General features: G+C 69.5%; 16 protein-coding genes. 7 read left to right on the top strand and 9 right to left on the bottom strand.

What is annotated here, in order from left to right; translation table 11 throughout:
- Window positions 1–114: 114 nt before the first annotated feature.
- Window positions 115–912 carry an IclR family transcriptional regulator gene (locus AC1DXJ_RS13055; RefSeq protein ID WP_477615259.1) on the top strand — a complete coding sequence of 266 codons (798 nt, stop codon included), beginning with the start codon at window positions 115–117 and terminating at the stop codon, window positions 910–912.
- Window positions 913–1,036: 124 nt separating this feature from the next.
- Entirely contained in the window at window positions 1,037–2,260 is a 1,224-nt protein-coding gene (locus AC1DXJ_RS13050; protein WP_477637147.1) for a 4-hydroxybenzoate 3-monooxygenase, read from the top strand.
- Between the two features lie 38 nt (window positions 2,261–2,298).
- Here the strand turns inward: AC1DXJ_RS13050 and AC1DXJ_RS13045 are convergent, their stop codons facing one another.
- Entirely contained in the window at window positions 2,299–2,985 is a 687-nt protein-coding gene (locus AC1DXJ_RS13045) for a substrate-binding domain-containing protein (RefSeq protein ID WP_477615257.1), read from the bottom strand.
- A gap of 98 nt (window positions 2,986–3,083) precedes the next feature.
- Here AC1DXJ_RS13045 and AC1DXJ_RS13040 point away from each other — a divergent pair, with 98 nt between their 5' ends.
- Genes AC1DXJ_RS13040 through AC1DXJ_RS13020 form a run of 5 tightly spaced genes read left to right on the top strand, consistent with a single transcriptional unit; the run spans window position 3,084 to window position 8,073 of the window.
- On the top strand, window positions 3,084–4,109 hold the full coding sequence (locus AC1DXJ_RS13040) for an amidohydrolase family protein (protein ID WP_477615256.1): 1,026 nt from the start codon (window positions 3,084–3,086) through the stop codon (window positions 4,107–4,109).
- Between the two features lie 24 nt (window positions 4,110–4,133).
- Window positions 4,134–4,823, top strand: coding sequence for a 4-carboxy-4-hydroxy-2-oxoadipate aldolase/oxaloacetate decarboxylase (gene ligK / locus AC1DXJ_RS13035; protein ID WP_477615255.1), 690 nt, complete (start codon window positions 4,134–4,136; stop codon window positions 4,821–4,823).
- 7 nt (window positions 4,824–4,830) lie between these two features.
- Window positions 4,831–5,760 (top strand): amidohydrolase family protein, encoded by a 930-nt coding sequence (locus AC1DXJ_RS13030; protein WP_477615254.1) that lies wholly within the window; start codon window positions 4,831–4,833, stop codon window positions 5,758–5,760.
- Window positions 5,757–7,118 carry a protocatechuate 4,5-dioxygenase subunit alpha gene (gene ligA, locus AC1DXJ_RS13025; RefSeq protein WP_477615253.1) on the top strand — a complete coding sequence of 454 codons (1,362 nt, stop codon included), beginning with the start codon at window positions 5,757–5,759 and terminating at the stop codon, window positions 7,116–7,118. Before AC1DXJ_RS13030 ends, ligA begins: the two co-directional genes overlap by 4 nt.
- Before the next feature lies 1 nt (window position 7,119).
- Window positions 7,120–8,073: a Gfo/Idh/MocA family oxidoreductase gene (locus AC1DXJ_RS13020; RefSeq protein WP_477615252.1), complete on the top strand. Its 954-nt coding sequence runs from the start codon at window positions 7,120–7,122 to the stop codon at window positions 8,071–8,073.
- Window positions 8,074–8,110: 37 nt separating this feature from the next.
- Here AC1DXJ_RS13020 and AC1DXJ_RS13015 read toward each other — a convergent pair whose 3' ends face one another.
- The 8 genes from AC1DXJ_RS13015 to AC1DXJ_RS12980 form a co-directional block, all read right to left on the bottom strand.
- Window positions 8,111–9,082: an aldo/keto reductase gene (locus tag AC1DXJ_RS13015; protein WP_477615251.1), complete on the bottom strand. Its 972-nt coding sequence runs from the start codon at window positions 9,080–9,082 to the stop codon at window positions 8,111–8,113.
- A gap of 102 nt (window positions 9,083–9,184) precedes the next feature.
- A complete protein-coding gene (locus AC1DXJ_RS13010; RefSeq protein WP_477615250.1) occupies window positions 9,185–10,186 on the bottom strand; it encodes an alpha/beta hydrolase in 1,002 nt (333 codons plus the stop codon).
- A gap of 14 nt (window positions 10,187–10,200) precedes the next feature.
- Window positions 10,201–11,013 carry an alpha/beta hydrolase fold domain-containing protein gene (locus AC1DXJ_RS13005; protein ID WP_477615249.1) on the bottom strand — a complete coding sequence of 271 codons (813 nt, stop codon included), beginning with the start codon at window positions 11,011–11,013 and terminating at the stop codon, window positions 10,201–10,203.
- Window positions 11,010–12,287, bottom strand: a complete 1,278-nt coding sequence (locus tag AC1DXJ_RS13000) for an amidohydrolase family protein (protein WP_477615248.1) — start codon at window positions 12,285–12,287, stop codon at window positions 11,010–11,012. The genes AC1DXJ_RS13005 and AC1DXJ_RS13000 overlap by 4 nt, the downstream gene beginning before the upstream one ends.
- Window positions 12,288–12,405: 118 nt before the next feature.
- Window positions 12,406–13,251, bottom strand: a complete 846-nt coding sequence (locus AC1DXJ_RS12995) for a fumarylacetoacetate hydrolase family protein (RefSeq protein WP_477615247.1) — start codon at window positions 13,249–13,251, stop codon at window positions 12,406–12,408.
- Window positions 13,252–13,253: 2 nt separating this feature from the next.
- Complete coding sequence (locus AC1DXJ_RS12990; protein ID WP_477615246.1) at window positions 13,254–14,138, bottom strand: fumarylacetoacetate hydrolase family protein; 885 nt, start codon at window positions 14,136–14,138, stop codon at window positions 13,254–13,256.
- Between the two features lie 120 nt (window positions 14,139–14,258).
- Window positions 14,259–14,828 carry a carboxymuconolactone decarboxylase family protein gene (locus AC1DXJ_RS12985; RefSeq protein WP_477615245.1) on the bottom strand — a complete coding sequence of 190 codons (570 nt, stop codon included), beginning with the start codon at window positions 14,826–14,828 and terminating at the stop codon, window positions 14,259–14,261.
- On the bottom strand, window positions 14,825–15,643 hold the full coding sequence (locus AC1DXJ_RS12980) for an IclR family transcriptional regulator (RefSeq protein ID WP_477615244.1): 819 nt from the start codon (window positions 15,641–15,643) through the stop codon (window positions 14,825–14,827). The genes AC1DXJ_RS12985 and AC1DXJ_RS12980 overlap by 4 nt, the downstream gene beginning before the upstream one ends.
- Window positions 15,644–15,717: the final 74 nt, after the last annotated feature.

The following is a 15,717-nucleotide window of genomic DNA, read 5'->3' as shown; positions in this document are numbered from 1 at the left end:
GTTGGCGGGAATGTGATGGCGGTCATGCGCCAGCCCCCGCGGAGGTCAACCAAACGGCCCACTCGCTCATGGGCCGAACGGACGCGGCGCCGTCGAGGGTGACAGGATCGGCTCATGGCACGCGAAGGGCTGACCGCGGGCGGCAAGGCCCTGGCGGTCCTGTCCACGTTCGGACGCGACCACGCCCAGCTGACCCTGTCCCAGATCGCCCGCCGGACCGGGCTCCCTCTCAGCACCGCACACCGCATCGTCGCCGAGCTCGCGGACTGGGGGGCCCTCGAGCGTGACGACGAGGGAAGGTGGCACATCGGCTTGCGCCTGTGGGAAGTGGGCTCCCTGTGTCCGCGCGGCCAGATCCTGCGCGAGGTGGCCCTCCCCTACCTCCAGGACCTCTACGAGGTCACCCACGAGAACATCCAGCTCGCCGTGCGCGAGGGCACCGAGCTCACGTTCGTCGAGCGCATCGCCGGCCACCGGTCCGTCGAGCTGAAGACGATGGTGGGCACCCGCTTCCCCCTGCCGTCGACGGGCGTGGGCCTGGTGCTGCTCGCCTTCGCCCCGACCGACATCCGTGACGCCGTCCTGTCCCAGCCGTTGCCCCGACATACCGAGTTCACGGTCACGGACCCGCGTCGCCTGCGCGCCATGCTGGCGTCCGTGCGACGACATGGGTACGCCGTGAACGACCGCCAGCTGTCCGACCACACCGTGGGGTTGGCCGCCCCGGTCCGGATCGGCGCCGGAGGTCCCGTCCATGCCGCCATCGGGATCGTGGTGCTGGGCAAGACCGCTGCTGCGGTGCGCCACCTCCGCCAGCCCGTGGTTGCCGCTGCCAACGCCATCTCGGTCGAGCTGGGCCGTCGAGCGGGCAGCCCCGCGACAACCGACGTCATGATCTCCGCGCAGCGATAGCCCTTCCACCTGACGGAAGTTGCCTGTGGCGGCACGGGGCAACCGGCGATGCTGGACTCGTCAACCAGCGAGCGGCCCCCCAGCCGCCGACTGGCACCCCTCCCACCGACCCGAGGAGACCCGGGTGGAATCCGCTCCGACAACGCCCGTCGACAGCGTCCTCGACGTGCCCGTCGCCATCGTCGGAGCCGGGCCGGCCGGGTTGATGCTCGCGCACCGGCTGGGCAGGGCAGGCATCGCCTGCGTGAACATCGACCTTCGCACCAGGGCAGAGATCGAAGGCACGCACCGCGCCGGGATCCTCGAGGCCGGCGCCGCTCGCGACCTCGTCGATACGGGCGTCTCGGACCGGATCCTGCGGGACGGGCACGAGCACGACGGGACCGAGCTGCGTTTCGCCGGCCGGGCCCACCGCATCGACTTCCGGGAGCTCGTCGGCGGGTCGGTCTGGCTCTATCCCCAGACGGACGTCTTCATCGACCTCGCCAACGCCCGGGACCGGGACGGTGGCACGGTCCACTACGGCGTGACCGACCCGGAGGTCAGCGGGATCGACGGCGACCGACCGACGCTGCGCTTCACGAGTGCGGACGGTGGGCGCCACGAGGTGCGCGCCAGGGTGGTCGTCGGTGCCGACGGCTCACGGTCGATGTGTCGTTCGCTCATCCCCGAGGCGAGCCGCACCCAGTACTTCCGTGAGTACCCGTTCGCGTGGTTCGGGATCCTCGCCGCAGCGCCGAAGAGCGCACCCGAGCTCGTCTACGCCCACTCCGAGCACGGCTTCGCGCTGATCAGCCAACGCACCGACCTCGTGCAGCGCATGTACTTCCAGTGCGACCCCGAGGAGGACACCGAGGCGTGGAGCGACGAGCGGATCTGGGAGACCCTGCAGTCGCGCGTTGCTGGCGCCGACGGCTTCTCGCTCGTCGAGGGCCCGGTCATCGAGAAGACCGTGCTGCGCTTCAGATCCTTTGTGCAGCAACCCATGCGGTGGGGGTCGATGGTGCTGGCGGGCGATGCGGCGCACACCGTTCCGCCGACCGGAGCCCGCGGCCTCAACCTTGCCCTCCACGACGTGAAGGTGCTGGCCGAGGTGATCCCGCGTGCGCTCGGCAGCGCAGGACTCGACGCGCTCGACGACTACGAGCCGCGGGCGCTCAACCGGGTCTGGAGGGCACAGAACTTCTCGTACTGGATGACCCAGATGCTGCACACGGCGCCCGGTGCCAGCGCCTTCGACCTCCGCCGACAGCTGGGTGAGCTGGACAACGTCGTCTCCACGCGCGCCGGTCGGACCTACCTGGCCGAGCAGTACGCGGGGTGGCCCAATGACTCCTCACGGCAGTGACTCGTCAGGGCACTGACTCCTGACGTCAGTCGACGGGATCAACCGGCAGGGGCAAGGGCATGACGCCTGACGATCTCGTACGTCTCAGGGGCGGCGAGCCGGACCAGTGCGGCCAGCGCCTCCGTCGGATGCTCCGACGCGGTCGGCACCGCCCCGGTGAAGGTCGTGACGATCTCCGCACCGGGCGGCATCGGGCCGACCACGGTGACGCCAGGTGCGGCAGCGAGCTCACTGCGTTGCTGGAAGCCGAGATCGGTGGCGCCGTCGGCGAGCAGCCGGGCAACCGGCATACCCGGAGGTGCCTGGACCCACCTGTCCGCGAGCCGCTCGGTGAGGCCCCACGTGTCCACCAGGCCCACCAGCGCGGAGCCACTGGGCCCGGTGGAGTAGCCGATTCGCCGTGAGGCAAGAAGGGCGGCAACCAACGACTCCACGCTGCTGACGTCCGGCACGGGAGCGCCCTCCGGGACGCCGACCACGACGTCGGAGACGAACAACGGCACGATCGTGTGGCGGTCGACGAGGCCGTCGCGAGCGAGCGCCTCGATCGCGTCGCCCCCCAGCACCGCGACGTCGGCCTGCTCGCCTTCCCGGAGGCGTCGCGCCACCTCGACGCCTCCGGCCGACTGCACGACGAGCTGGCTCAACCCGAGGTCGCCCTCAGCCGTCAACGCGGCGAGGACGTCGCGGGTGGCCATCGACGAAAGCCCTCGCAGGGTCAGCACGAGGACCACGCTAGGTGCACCTCCCGGCCCGCCACAGAGGCCTTCCGTCAGACGGAAGGCTGCCTCTCCGGAGCATTCTCGGATGCGAGGCTGGACTCGTGATCATCGACTGCCACGGGCACTACACGACGGCGCCGGCGCCGCTCGAGGCCTGGCGCAACGCGCAGGTCTCCGCGATCGGCCACCCCGACAACGCGCCGGACCCGGCGGCACTGCGGATCACCGACGACGAGATCCGCGCCAGCATCGAGGCCAACCAGCTGCGGCTCATGGACGAGCGCGGCATCGACGTGACGATCTTCTCGCCGCGCGCGAGCTTCATGGCGCACCACATCGGCGACTTCGACGTCTCCTCGACCTGGGCGCGGATCTGCAACGACCTCTGCCACCGGGTCAGCACGCTCTATCCGGAGCGGTTCGTGATGGGGGCGATGCTGCCACAGTCGCCCGGGGTCGACCCGGCGACGTCGGTGCCCGAGCTGCGTCGTGCGGTCGAGGAGCTCGGCGCCGTCACGGTCAACCTCAACCCCGACCCGTCCGGTGGCCACTGGGACAGCCCACCGCTGACCGACCGGTCCTGGTACCCGATCTACGAGGCGCTGGTCGAGCTGGACGTCCCGGCCATGGTGCACGTCAGCACCTCCTGCAACCCCGGGTTCCACACGACGGGAGCGCACTACCTGAATGCCGACACCACGGCGTTCATGCAGCTCCTCCAGGGCGACCTGTTCGCCGACTTCCCCACCCTGCGACTGGTCATCCCGCACGGCGGTGGCGCGGTCCCCTACCACTGGGGCCGGTTCCGGGGCCTGGCCATGGCGCTGAAGCGGCCTGACCCGGAAACGTTGCTGGCCAACGTCTTCTTCGACACCTGCGTGTACCACCAGCCCGGCATCGACCTGCTGACGAACGTCATCCCCACCAGCGCCATCCTGTTCGCGAGCGAGATGATCGGGGCCGTCCGCGACATCGATCCCCGCACCGGCGCCTACTTCGACGACACCAGGCGATACGTCGACGCGACACCCCACCTCACCGATGCCCACCGCGAGGACGTGTATGCCGCGAACGCGCGACGTGTCTACCCGCGCCTGGACGCGCGGCTGCGTGAGCAGGGACGCTGACATGAGCACAGAGGAGGAGACCCCATGAGCGGGACCGAGCTCGGTGTCGTGCACACCAGGATCGAGCGGGCCGACGCGGACGCGGTGCGGGCCCTGTCGGCCTACGGTGTCGCGACCGTCCACGAGGCCATGGGCCGGGTCGGCCTGATGCGGCCCTACCTCCGGCCCGTCTACCGCGGCGCGAAACTCTGTGGCCCTGCCGTGACAGTGCTCCTGCAACCCGGCGACAACTGGATGCTCCACGTCGCGGCTGAGCAGGTCCAGGAGGGAGACGTCCTGGTTGCGGGCTGCACGACCGAGAGCGAGGACGGCTTCTTCGGCGAGCTGCTCGCCACCTCGCTGCGTAGTCGTGGGTGCGCCGGGCTGGTCATCGACGGTGGCGTCCGGGACGTTGAGGACCTCGAGAAGATGGACTTCCCCGTGTTCAGTCGGGCCATCAACGCCAAGGGCACGATCAAGGCCACCCTGGGTTCGGTCAACATCCCGGTCGTGTGCGCCAACGCCCTCGTCAACCCCGGCGACGTCGTCGTGGCCGACGTCGACGGGGTGGTCGTCGTGCCCGCGGCGAGGGCCTCCGAGGTCGCTGCCGAGGCGGGCAGGCGCGAGGCCAACGAAGAGGGCAAGCGGGCCAAGTTCCGCAGCGGGACACTGGGGTTGGACCTCTACGACATGCGTGAGCCGCTCGCCCGTCTCGGCCTGCGGTACGAGGACTGACGCCCCGATGAGCGAGACGACGACGAAGACGCCCGGGTGGCTCGACTGGTACGCCGAGCCGACGAAGCCCCACTTCGTCGTGCCCCCCGGCGCGGTCGACGCACACTGCCATGTGTTCGGTCCCCGCGCGGAGTTTCCCTTTGCGCCCGAACGCAAGTACACGCCCTGCGACGCCTCCAAGGACCAGCTCTTCGCCCTGCGCGACCACCTCGGCTTCAGCCGCAACGTCATCGTCCAGGCGACCTGCCACGGTGCCGACAACCGGGCCATGGTCGACGCCCTCCGGGCGGCCGACGGTCGGGCGCGCGGGGTGGCCACGGTCCGGCCCGGCATCTCCGAGCCCGAGCTGGCCGACCTGCACCAGGCAGGCGTGCGCGGCGTGCGGTTCAACTACGTCAAGCGGCTGGTCGACACACCCTCCCCCGAGGACCTCCGTGACGTCGTCTCCCGGATCACGCCCTTTGGCTGGCACGTCGTCATCTACTTCGAGGCACCCGACCTGCCCGAGCTGCGCGACTTCTTCACCTCGATCCCCCTGCCCCTCGTCGTCGACCACATGGGCCGGCCCGACGTGGCGGCGTCGCCGGACGGACCGGGCTTCACCGGTTTCCTGGACTTCATGCGGGACAAGCCCGACGTGTGGTGCAAGGTGACCTGCCCCGAACGCCTGTCGCGGACCGGGCCACCCGCCCTCGATGGCGAGCGCACGGCATACCGGGACGTCGTGCCGTTCGCTCGCCGCGTCGTCGAGGAGTTTCCCGACCGGGTGCTGTGGGGCACCGACTGGCCGCACCCGAACCTCACCGACCACATGCCCGACGACGGCCTGCTCGTCGACGGCATCCCCCACATCGCACCGACTCCCGAACTCCAGCGGGCGCTGCTCGTCGACAACCCGATGCGCCTCTACTGGCCCGAGGAAGGATCAACCCCATGACCATGGACAAGCCATATCTCGACGTGCCCGGCACGACGATCTTCGACGCCGACCAGTCGGCCAAGGGCTACCACCTGAACCAGTTCTGCATGTCCCTCATGTCGCCGGAGAACCGCAGCCGCTTCATCGCCGACCAGGGCGCCTACCTCGACGAGTGGGAGCTGTCGCCCGAGCAGAAGCAGGCGGTGCTAGACCTCGACCTCAACGAGTGCATCCGGCTCGGCGGTAACATCTACTTCCTGTCCAAGATCGGCGCGACGTTCGGCCTGTCCTTCCAGCAGATGGCCGGGTCCATGACGGGCATGACCGAGGCCGAGTACCGCGACATGATGCTCGCCGGCGGTCGTTCGATCGAGGGCAACCGGATCCGCGACGCGCTTGCCGCGCGGATCGTCGAGGAGGGGTATGCCGCGCCGTCCACCGCCGCCGACGGCCACCCCACCATCACGGCCAGCGTCTACACCTCGCACGTACCGGCGATCGGTGCGGCGATGGACCTCGGGAAGACCGAGGAGCCTTACTGGAAGGCGGTTTTCGACGGTTACGAGTGGTCCCGTCAGTGGATGGCCGACAACACCCCCGACGTCGTGATCCTCGTCTACAACGACCACGCGACGGCCTTCGACCTGCACCTCATCCCGACCTTCGTCATCGGGACCGGTCCGCACTTCCCGGTCGCCGACGAGGGGTACGGGCCGCGACCGGTCCCGCCGGTGGAGGGCGACCCCGACTTCGCGGCGCACCTCGCCCAGTCGCTCATCCTCGACGACTTCGACCTGACCCTCGTCAACGAGATGGCAGTGGACCACGGCCTGACCGTGCCGCTGTCGCTCATGTTCGGAGAGCGCGCGCCGGATGAGCCGTGGCCGTGCAAGGTGATCCCCCTGGCCGTGAACGTCGTGCAGTACCCCGTCCCGCACGGCGCCCGGTGCTACGCCCTGGGTCGCGCCCTGCGCCGTGCCGTCGAGTCCTACGACCGGCCGCTGCGCGTCCAGGTCTGGGGCACTGGGGGGATGAGCCACCAGCTGCAGGGACCGCGAGCCGGACTGATCAACCGGGAGTGGGACAACGCGTTCCTCGACCGGCTCATCTCGGACCCGGCGGGGCAGTCGGAGGTGGGCCACCTCAACTACGTCGAGGAGGCCGGGTCCGAGGGCATCGAGCTCGTCATGTGGCTGATCGCCCGCGGCGCGATGGCCGACGTCGCCGATGACGGTGGTCCCGGCGCCGGGAGCACCGAGGTCCTCCACCGCTTCTACCATGTGCCGGCCTCCAACACCGCGGTCGGCCACCTGGTCCTCGCAAACCACCCGGCCAGCGACCCGGCCAGCGACCCGGCCACCCCGACCCAGGAGTGACATGACCAACCAGCCGATCCGAGTGGCCCTCGCCGGAGGCGGCGCCTTCGGCGCCAAGCACGTCAACGGACTCAAGCGCATCCCCGACGTGGACGTGGCGGCCGTCGTCAGCAGCTCCCTGGAGTCGGGAGAGGCGTTCGCGGCCGAGCACGGCATCGGACGCGCGGTGGCCACGCTCGACGACATCCTCGCGATGGACGACGTCGACGCCGTCATCCTCGCCACCCCGACCCCGATGCACGCCGACCAGACCCAGGCCGTCCTGCGGGCCGGCAAGCACGTCCAGGTCGAGATCCCGCTCGCCGACTCGCTGGCTGGGGCGGAAGCGTGTGCCGACCTCCAGGAGAAGACCGGGGTGGTCGCGATGGTGGGCCACACCCGCCGGTTCAACCCCAGTCACCAGTGGGTGCACCAGCGGGTCGTGGACGGCAGCTTCCACGTGCAGCAGATGGACGTGCAGACCTATTTCCTGCGCCGCCGGAACCTCAACGCGCTGGGTCAGCCGCGGTCGTGGACCGACCACCTCCTGTGGCACCACGCCGCCCACACCGTGGACCTCTTCGCCTACCAGACCGGCTCGCCCATCGTGCAGGCCAACGCGATCCAGGGCCCGATCCACCCCGAGCTCGGCATCGCGATGGACCTGTCCATCCAGCTGCGCGCCGAGAGCGGCGCGATCTGCACCCTGTCCTTGTCGTTCAACAACGACGGCCCGTTCGGCACCTTCTTCCGCTACATCGGCGACACCGGCACCTACCTGGCGAGGTACGACGACCTCAGCACGGGCAAGGACGAGCCGATCGACGTGAGCAAGGTGGCCGTGTCCATGGACGGCATCGAGCTGCAGGACCGCGAGTTCGTGTCAGCCATCCGCGAAGGAAGGCAACCCAACTCCTCCATCGCCGACGTCCTCGACTGCTACCGAACCCTCGACGCCTTGGAGCGGCAGCTGTAACTCCACCCGCAGGTGGCGACGACGGGGGTGCGAGGGGTCAGTACCAAGAGGGACCCTGGGGCGTGTACTCCTTCTCCATGGTTTGAGCCTCTTCATCGGTCAACTCGACATCCAAAGCGGCAACCGCCTCCGGCAGATGGTGATCCTTCGTGGCACCGACGATCGGGGCAGACACCAGCGGGTTGCGCAACACCCACGCCAAGGCCACCTGCGCCATCGTCAAACCACGCGCGTTCGCGACCGCCTCGACCGCGGTGACGACCGGTTCGTCGAAGGGAGAGTCGAAGGCCTGGACGAGGTGATCGACATCGGATCGGTGCGACTGCTGTCCCCACGGGCGGGCAAGCCGCCCCTTGCCTTGTGGCGAATAGGGCACGCAGCCCACACCCATGTCGGCGCACATGGCCATCAGCTCTGATTCGTCCTGGCGGCGAAGCAGGTTGTACTGGTTCTGCATGGACACGAATCGGGTCCATTCCCCCAGGTCTGCGGCGTGCTGCAGCTTGGCGAACTGCCAGGCGAACATGGACGAGGCGCCGACGTAGCGGACCTTGCCCGCCTTGACGACGTCGTGCAGGGCCTCCATCGTCTCCTCGACCGGCGTGTCGGGGTCGTAGCGGTGGATCTGGTACAGATCTACGTAGTCGGTGCCAAGACGGCCCAGCGACGCGTCGAGCTGCTCGAGGATGGCCTTGCGTGACAGACCTCGACCACCAGGCCCATCGTGCATCTTTCCGTAGACCTTTGTCGCGAGGACGATGTCTTCGCGTCGGGAGTAGCGACCGATGGCTCTGCCGACCACCTCCTCGGAGGTGCCGTGCTGGTAGACGTTCGCGGTGTCCCAGAACGTGATGCCCAGCTCGACGGCCTGCCGGAAGAATGGTTGTGCAGCATCGTCGTCCAGTGCCCAACGGTGCGCTGCTTCGGCCGTGGGGTCGCCGTAGCTCATGCAACCGAGCGCGAGCCGGCTGATGCGCAGCCCTGTGCTGCCAAGACGGGTGTACTCCATGGTCGTCTCCTTCGTGCGTGGCAGGTCGACGAGAGCAGGCGATGCGACGGTCGGCCGGCGGGTCCTGATCGATCCTCCTCCGCAGGTCGTACCTCGGCCTGGTCAGACGTGGCGCCCCGCTGACCCAGGGTCCAGCTGGGACGACAGCGCCGCGGCGAACCGGGCGAGCGTGCGCTCCGTCCCGGCAACGCGCGGCGACTCGTTGAGGTGACCGTGCAGGACGCCCGGCTCCGTGGAGACATCGCACTGCACACCGGCCTCGGCGAGCATTCGCGCGAAGTCCTCACCGGACACGCGTAGATCGTCGTACTCCGAGTTCACCATGGTCACCGGCGGCAACCCGGCGGGGTCGCCTGCCGCTGGCATGGCGTACGGGCTCACGGACGCGATGTCACCGCCGGCGTAGTCCCGGGTGATCCGCTCGACGTCTGCCGGACGGAAGCGCAACAGTTCCGGCACGTCGGACATGGCACCTTCGTGGGCGACGGGCTGCGGCGGGAGAACGGCGTGCAGACAGGGGTAGGCGAGCAGGAGTCGGCACGGTCGCACCTCGTCACCGTCGTCACGGAGCCTCATGGCTGCACCCGTGGCCAGGTTCGCGCCGGCACTGGCACCCCCGATCGCCACCCGCCGCGCGTCGAGACCGAGGGCGTCGGCGTGCACCACGACCCAGCGCCAGGCAGCCAGGACGTCGTCGAGCGGCACCGGGAAGGCGTTGGCGCCAGTGGCCGGGTCGACCAGCCGGTAGTCGACGCTGACCACCACTGCACCGGCCCGGACGACCAGCTCACGGGCCACGGCATCGGCCTCGGGCATCTCGAGGTCTCCGGCGACGAAGCCGCCACCGTGCAGCCACACCAGGCCGGCACGAGGCGTTCCGGGCGCGACACCACCGGATGAGTACACGCGCATCGGAACCGGACCATGCGGTCCAGGCGCCTCGACCGCCTCAGATTCCACCGCCGGTGGGACGTAGTCGGTCCGGCCCTGCGCCATGAACTGCTCGAAGCGCCCCCTCGACGCGGGATCACCGAAGGCCTCAGGCCAGGAAGCGATGCCGTCGATGAGGTGGAACCTGCGGGTGTAGTGGGGGTCGATCGGCATGAGAGTCCTCAGGGTCAGCCGGCGTGGGACAGCAGGAAGTCAGTCGTCCGGTCGACCAGCGCCTCGACCTCGTGGGCCCGGAGGGTCGGGAACATGTGCCCCTGCCCGGGCACGGTGACGAGGTCGGCGGTCCCGCCAGCGGCCAGGAGCGCCTCGGCCAGCCGGGCGCTCTGCCGTTGTGGCACAGCGAGATCCGCGTCACCGTGGACCAGGAGGAAGGGCGGTGCGCCAGGGCGGACGTGACTGACGGGGCTCGCCTCCCGAGCCAGCTCGGGGACGTCGGCCGGCGGTCCGCCGAGGAGCATCGCCTCACGCGAGCCCGGGCCGCGGTCGGCGTCGCCCCCCACCTCCGCCTGGTCGTCGGGCATCGCCAGCAGGTCGGTGACCGGGTACCAGAGCGCGACGGAGCTGACGGGCGGTGCAGCCTGCCCACGCAGAGCGTGCAAGGCGGCCAGGTGACCGCCGGCGCTGACCCCGAACGCCGCCATGGGCAGGTCACCGAGGCCGAGCCCGTCCCGGTTGGCGACGACGTAGTCCCAGGCTGCCGCGACGTCCGTGGGCTGGGCCGGGAACTGCGCCTCGCCGCTGAGCCGGTAGTCGGCACTGACGATCGCGACGCCGCTGCCGGCCATGCGCTCGAAGAGCCGGCCCGACGTGGGCGACAGTGGCCCGGGGCCGGCCCGTCGCGATCCCACCCGCCAGCCGCCTCCGTGCAGGTAGAGACAGATCAGCCGCGGCGACCGCGGCGCGTAGACGTCGAGCGCCAGCGGTCGGAAGCCGGGCAGGCCGGCATACACGACGTCCCGGCGGATCTGGACCTCGGTCACGAGACGGCCGCCACCTCCGGCGAGCGCTTGTGGAACCGTCCGCCCTGCACGATGCACACGAGGTTGTCGGCGTCCTCGAGGATCGTCACGTCGACGGTCGGGTCGCCGTTCACGACGAGCAGGTCGGCGAGGTAGCCCTGCTTGAGCAGCCCGAGCTCGTCACCCATGCCCATCAGCTGACCGCCGTACTGGGTGGCCGCGACGAGGGCCTCGGCGGGTGAGTAGCCCAGCTCGGTGACGAACAGCCCGAGGTCGCGGGCGTTGCGCCCGATCGGGTTGTTGGGGAAGCCGTAGTCGCCACCGATGAGGGCCCGGATGCCGCGCTTGCGGATCGCGGGGTAGATCGCCTGCATCCCCGCGAGCGCGTCGACGGAGCCCATCTGCTGGGCAACCTCGGTGGTGATCCCGAACTCGGCCCCCTCGTGGACGTTGGCGTAGATGATGCCGGGCGCAGGGCTGACGAACAGGAAGTCCTTGTTGGCCTCGAGCAGGTCCAGGCCCTCCTCATCGGCGTACGTGCAGTGGTAGATCGAGCGGAAGCCTGCGCGGACAGCGAGCTTGACCGACTCGGGTGACTGGCAGTGGCCGTTGAGCCACACGCCGACCTCACGGGCGGCTTCGCCGGCGGCGTTGAGCTCGTCGGCGTCGTACTGCGTCATGTGGCTGCCGCCGGGGACGAAGACGTCGTCGTTGCTCACGAGGAACTTCACGCTGTCGAAGCCCATCGCCGCCTGCTCGCGCACCCACCGCGCGCAGGCGTCGGGACCGGTCCAGTCGGGCTCGACGTGGCCGTCGGGGCGTTGCGGGTGGTTGTCGCGCTCCGCTGCCGCCGCCAGCATCCGCGGCCCCGGGATCACCCCGCCGCGGATCTTGTCGCGGACGACCGGCTCGACCGGCATCGGGAGGAGCGACCCGGCGGAGTATGCAGAGGTGAAGCCCGCGTCGAGCACGATCTTCGCGTTGCGCTCGGTGCGGGCCAGCTCGGACTCGAAGCCCTCGATGTGGTGGAAGAACGACACGTCGAGCGGCGGGTTGAACGACGGGTCGATGTGCCCGACCGCGGAGGGGAAGGTGAGGTGGGCGTGGCTCTCGATCATGCCGGGCATGACCGTCCGGCCCGCCACGTCCACGACCTCGGCGCCGTCGTGGTGATCCGGGTGGTGGCCCTGTCGGACATCGACGATCCGGTCGCCCTCGACGACGACCTCCCCGGGGAAGGCCGGCACCCCGGTCCCGTCGAAGACCTGCCCGCCGGTGAAGATCGTCCGACTCATGGTGACTCCATTATCACATCGTGAAAGTTGATTTCATTCCTACCAAAGTGTGCTCAGGTCCGTCCAGCATGTCAAGACTGGCCAGCCACCGCCCGAGCATCGGTGCTGTCCAACAGACTCAGACGAAACGCTGCCGGATCTGGCCGATGCCCTCGACCGAGCTCACCAGCTCCTCGCCGGCCTGCAGGAAGCGAGGCGGGGTCCTGCGGTTCCCGACCCCGGCAGGGGTGCCAGTGAAGATGAGGTCCCCCGGCAGCAACGGGCACACCGAGGAGATCCGGGCCACGAGGTCGTCGACGGGGAAGATGAGCTCACTCGTCCGACCGCTCTGGAGGACCTCGTCGCCCAGGCGCGACTCGAAGCCGAGGTCGTCCCGGTCGGGCAGCGCATCGGGGGTCACGGCCCATGGGCCGGTGGGACCGAACCCCGGGTGGGACTTGGCGAGCGAGAACTGCGGAGGCGTCCCACGGAGCTGCTGGAGGCGCTCCGACAGGTCCTGTCCCACGGTCACCCCGGCGACGGCGGCCCAGCCCTGCGCGCGGGGAATCCGGTACCCGCCCGACCCGATGACGACCACGACCTCGATCTCCCAGTCGACGTTGCCGGGCGGCAGCGCCACCTCGACGTCGGACCCCGTGATGCAGGTCGGGAACTTCGTGAACAGCAACGGCTCCTCAGGCGGCTGGTAGCCGGCCTCGGCCGCATGCGGCCGGTAGTTCAATGCCACCGCGAAGACCTGACGAGGCATCGGGACGGGCGCCCCCAGCCGACCCACTGCCACCGGAGCGGCACCGGACCAGTCCGCGGTGGCGGCCCACCGGCATACGTCATCCCACTGGGCGAGGGCGCCGACCGCGTCGGCAGGCAGGTCCCCGCCGGAGGCGGTGGCCACGTCGAGGACCTCGACCTGCGGGTCGTCGCCGCGGACGAGGACGAAGCGCCCGTCGAGTGTCCCGAACCGCACGCTCAGTCCTCGTGGTCGGCGTAGAGGTCGGTCGTGTAGGGCTCGGTGTCGTGGCGGTCCCGCCACGCGATCACGTGGTTGCGCAGGACGCCGACGCCCTCGATCTCGGCCTCGACCTTGTCGCCGACCTGGAGGTAGAAGTCGAACGGGTTGGGCTGGATCGCCGCGACGCCGGAGATGGTGCCGGTCGTGATGATGTCGCCCGCGCTGTAACCCTGGGCCGAGTGGTGGGCGACGAGGTGCGGGATGTCGATGAGCATCTTGGACGTGTTGCCGGCCTGGCGGACCTCCCCGTTGACGCGCAGCTCCATGGCGAGGTTCTGCGGGTCGGGCAGCTCGTCCTTCGTCACGATCCACGGCCCGATCGGGCAGAACGTGTCGATCGCCTTGGAGAACGAGAACACACCCGACTGCATCTCGCGACGCTGGATGTCGCGGGCGGTGATGTCGTTGAAGACGAGGTAGCCGGCGATGTAGTCCTCTGCCTCCTCGGGCCCGAAGAACTTGCCGCTCTTGCCGATGACGATGCCGAGCTCGAGCTCGTAGTCGAGTTCCTTGGTCAGACCCTCGGGGTACACGATCGCCTCGTCCGGGCCGATGATCGCGTCCACGTTCTGGAAGAAGACGATGCCCTTGTGGACCGGGTGGCTCCAGTCGACGGCCTGGAGCTCCTCGTGGTGGTCGGAGAAGTTGCCGGCAGTGTGGAAGAACTTCTTCGGCACGATCGGCGCGCGCAACGTGACGTCGGCAAGGGCATGCGTGGCGCCCGTCTCGCCGACCTGGCCCCCGCGCTCGAAGAACTCTCGCGTCGAGGGGACGTCGAGCTCGACGACGGTGTCCCCTTCGAGCCTGCCGACCTTACCGTCATCGAACGTCACGAGCTTCATGGGGGCACTCCTCATCGAGATACGAAGACTCTCACATCGCGAAAGTCATTTTCATAAATGGTCACTCAGGTTCCGGCGCGTGTCAAGGCGGTCGAGGCGAGGTGGACGTTCAGTCGGCGGTCAGGGCGACGGCACCCCGACGCGAAAGACCCTCAGCTGCAGGGCGAGCGTCGCGTAGTAGCCGACGAGGGTCGTGAGCTCGAAGACTCCGGACTCCCCCAGCAGGGCAACGGCCTTCGCGTATGCCGCGTCGGCCAGGTCGCCGTCGGTCACCAGCGCGAGGGTGAGCTCGGCGACCGTGCGCTCATCCTCGGGAAGCACGGCGTACGAGCCGTCCTGTATCCCGCTGAGCTCGTCGTCCGTGAGCCCGACGTGCCGGCCGACCGCCTCGTGGGCGTACCACTCGTACTCGGAGCGCCAGTGGACTCCGACGACGAGGATCGCGACCTCGCGGGCGCGGTCCGACAAGGCGGTCTCGTACCGGATGGCCGACCCCACCGCCTGGAGCGTGCCGCCCACCCGGGGCTGGAGGAGGAAGGCGTTGAACGGCCCTTCGAGGCCACCGTCCTCGTCACGCAGGCGGAACAGCTGCGGTCCTTGAGCGCGCTTGCCACCAGCGATCGCGTCGTAGACGACCCGCTGGTCGTCGTCGAGGTCGGACGGGGACAGCTTGGCGACCCGGCGCGTCACGCGACGATGCCGGACGAGGCCAGCGTGGAGATGTCGGCACACGTGGCGAGCAGCGCCGGCTTGAGCTCCTCGAGCAGTCGTTCGCTGGACCAGTCCCGAGCCTGCACAGCGACATTCACCCCCGCCACGACCGCCCCTCCGGGCCCGACGATCGGTGCAGCGACCGAGCGGAGCCCGTACGCCAGCTCCTCGTTCTGGGTGGCCCACCCCTGGCTGCGGATGGCCGCGAGCTCGTCCTTGAGGGCCGCCAGGGAGAGCTTGGCGTTGGGACCGTGCTGGGTGTCGAAGGACGCGGCCGTGATCCTCGACTTGAGGTCCTTGGGGTCGAGGTTGGCCAGCAGCAGCTTGCCGATCGATGTCGTGACCGCGGGCAGTGTGGAACCCACCTGGATGTTGGCCGTCACGAGGTCACGGTTGCGCAGGCGGATCAGGTAGAGCACCTGGTCGCCCGTGAGGACCGCGAGGTTGACGGTCTCACCCGTCAGCTCCGCGAGCTGCTGGAGCTTGGGCGTCGCGAGCCCGACGAGGTCGAAGCTGCGCAGCGCTGCGGTCCCCAGCGTCAAGGCCTTCACCCCGGGCCGGTAGTCGCCTCCGGGAAGGTGGTCGAGGTAACCCTCGGAGACCAGGGTCATCACGACGCGGTACACGGTCGGCATGGGCAGACCCGCCTCGGCGGCGAGGTCGGTCACTCGCCAGGTGGGCCGCTGCTCGTCGAAGAGGCTCAGCAGGCGCAGGCCCTTGGCGAGCGCCTCGACGCGGTACTCGGGCTTGTCGGCGGCGTCGCCCTTGTCCGCCGCGGTCGTCCTCGGTGTCATGCGAACCTTCCTGTCCCAACTGCGCTGAGCGTTCCCTGTGAGCCAGCCTAGAGCCGCCTCCCCCGGACCCACGC

The organism is Pedococcus sp. P2_D9, from assembly GCF_056404275.1.
This window is presented reverse-complemented; position numbering and strand designations above follow the sequence as displayed.

Bases quoted from the DNA above. Each gene is read 5' to 3' on its own strand.
- AC1DXJ_RS13055 (WP_477615259.1), top strand. From the start codon at position 115: ATGGCACGCGAAGGGCTGACCGCGGGCGGCAAGGCCCTGGCGGTCCTG.
- ligK (WP_477615255.1), top strand. From the start codon at position 4,134: ATGAGCGGGACCGAGCTCGGTGTCGTGCACACCAGGATCGAGCGGGCC.
- AC1DXJ_RS13030 (WP_477615254.1), top strand. From the start codon at position 4,831: ATGAGCGAGACGACGACGAAGACGCCCGGGTGGCTCGACTGGTACGCC.
- ligA (WP_477615253.1), top strand. From the start codon at position 5,757: ATGACCATGGACAAGCCATATCTCGACGTGCCCGGCACGACGATCTTC.
- AC1DXJ_RS13020 (WP_477615252.1), top strand. From the start codon at position 7,120: ATGACCAACCAGCCGATCCGAGTGGCCCTCGCCGGAGGCGGCGCCTTC.
- AC1DXJ_RS13015 (WP_477615251.1), bottom strand. From the start codon at position 9,082: ATGGAGTACACCCGTCTTGGCAGCACAGGGCTGCGCATCAGCCGGCTC.
- AC1DXJ_RS13010 (WP_477615250.1), bottom strand. From the start codon at position 10,186: ATGCCGATCGACCCCCACTACACCCGCAGGTTCCACCTCATCGACGGC.
- AC1DXJ_RS13000 (WP_477615248.1), bottom strand. From the start codon at position 12,287: ATGAGTCGGACGATCTTCACCGGCGGGCAGGTCTTCGACGGGACCGGG.
- AC1DXJ_RS12990 (WP_477615246.1), bottom strand. From the start codon at position 14,138: ATGAAGCTCGTGACGTTCGATGACGGTAAGGTCGGCAGGCTCGAAGGG.
- AC1DXJ_RS12980 (WP_477615244.1), bottom strand. From the start codon at position 15,643: ATGACACCGAGGACGACCGCGGCGGACAAGGGCGACGCCGCCGACAAG.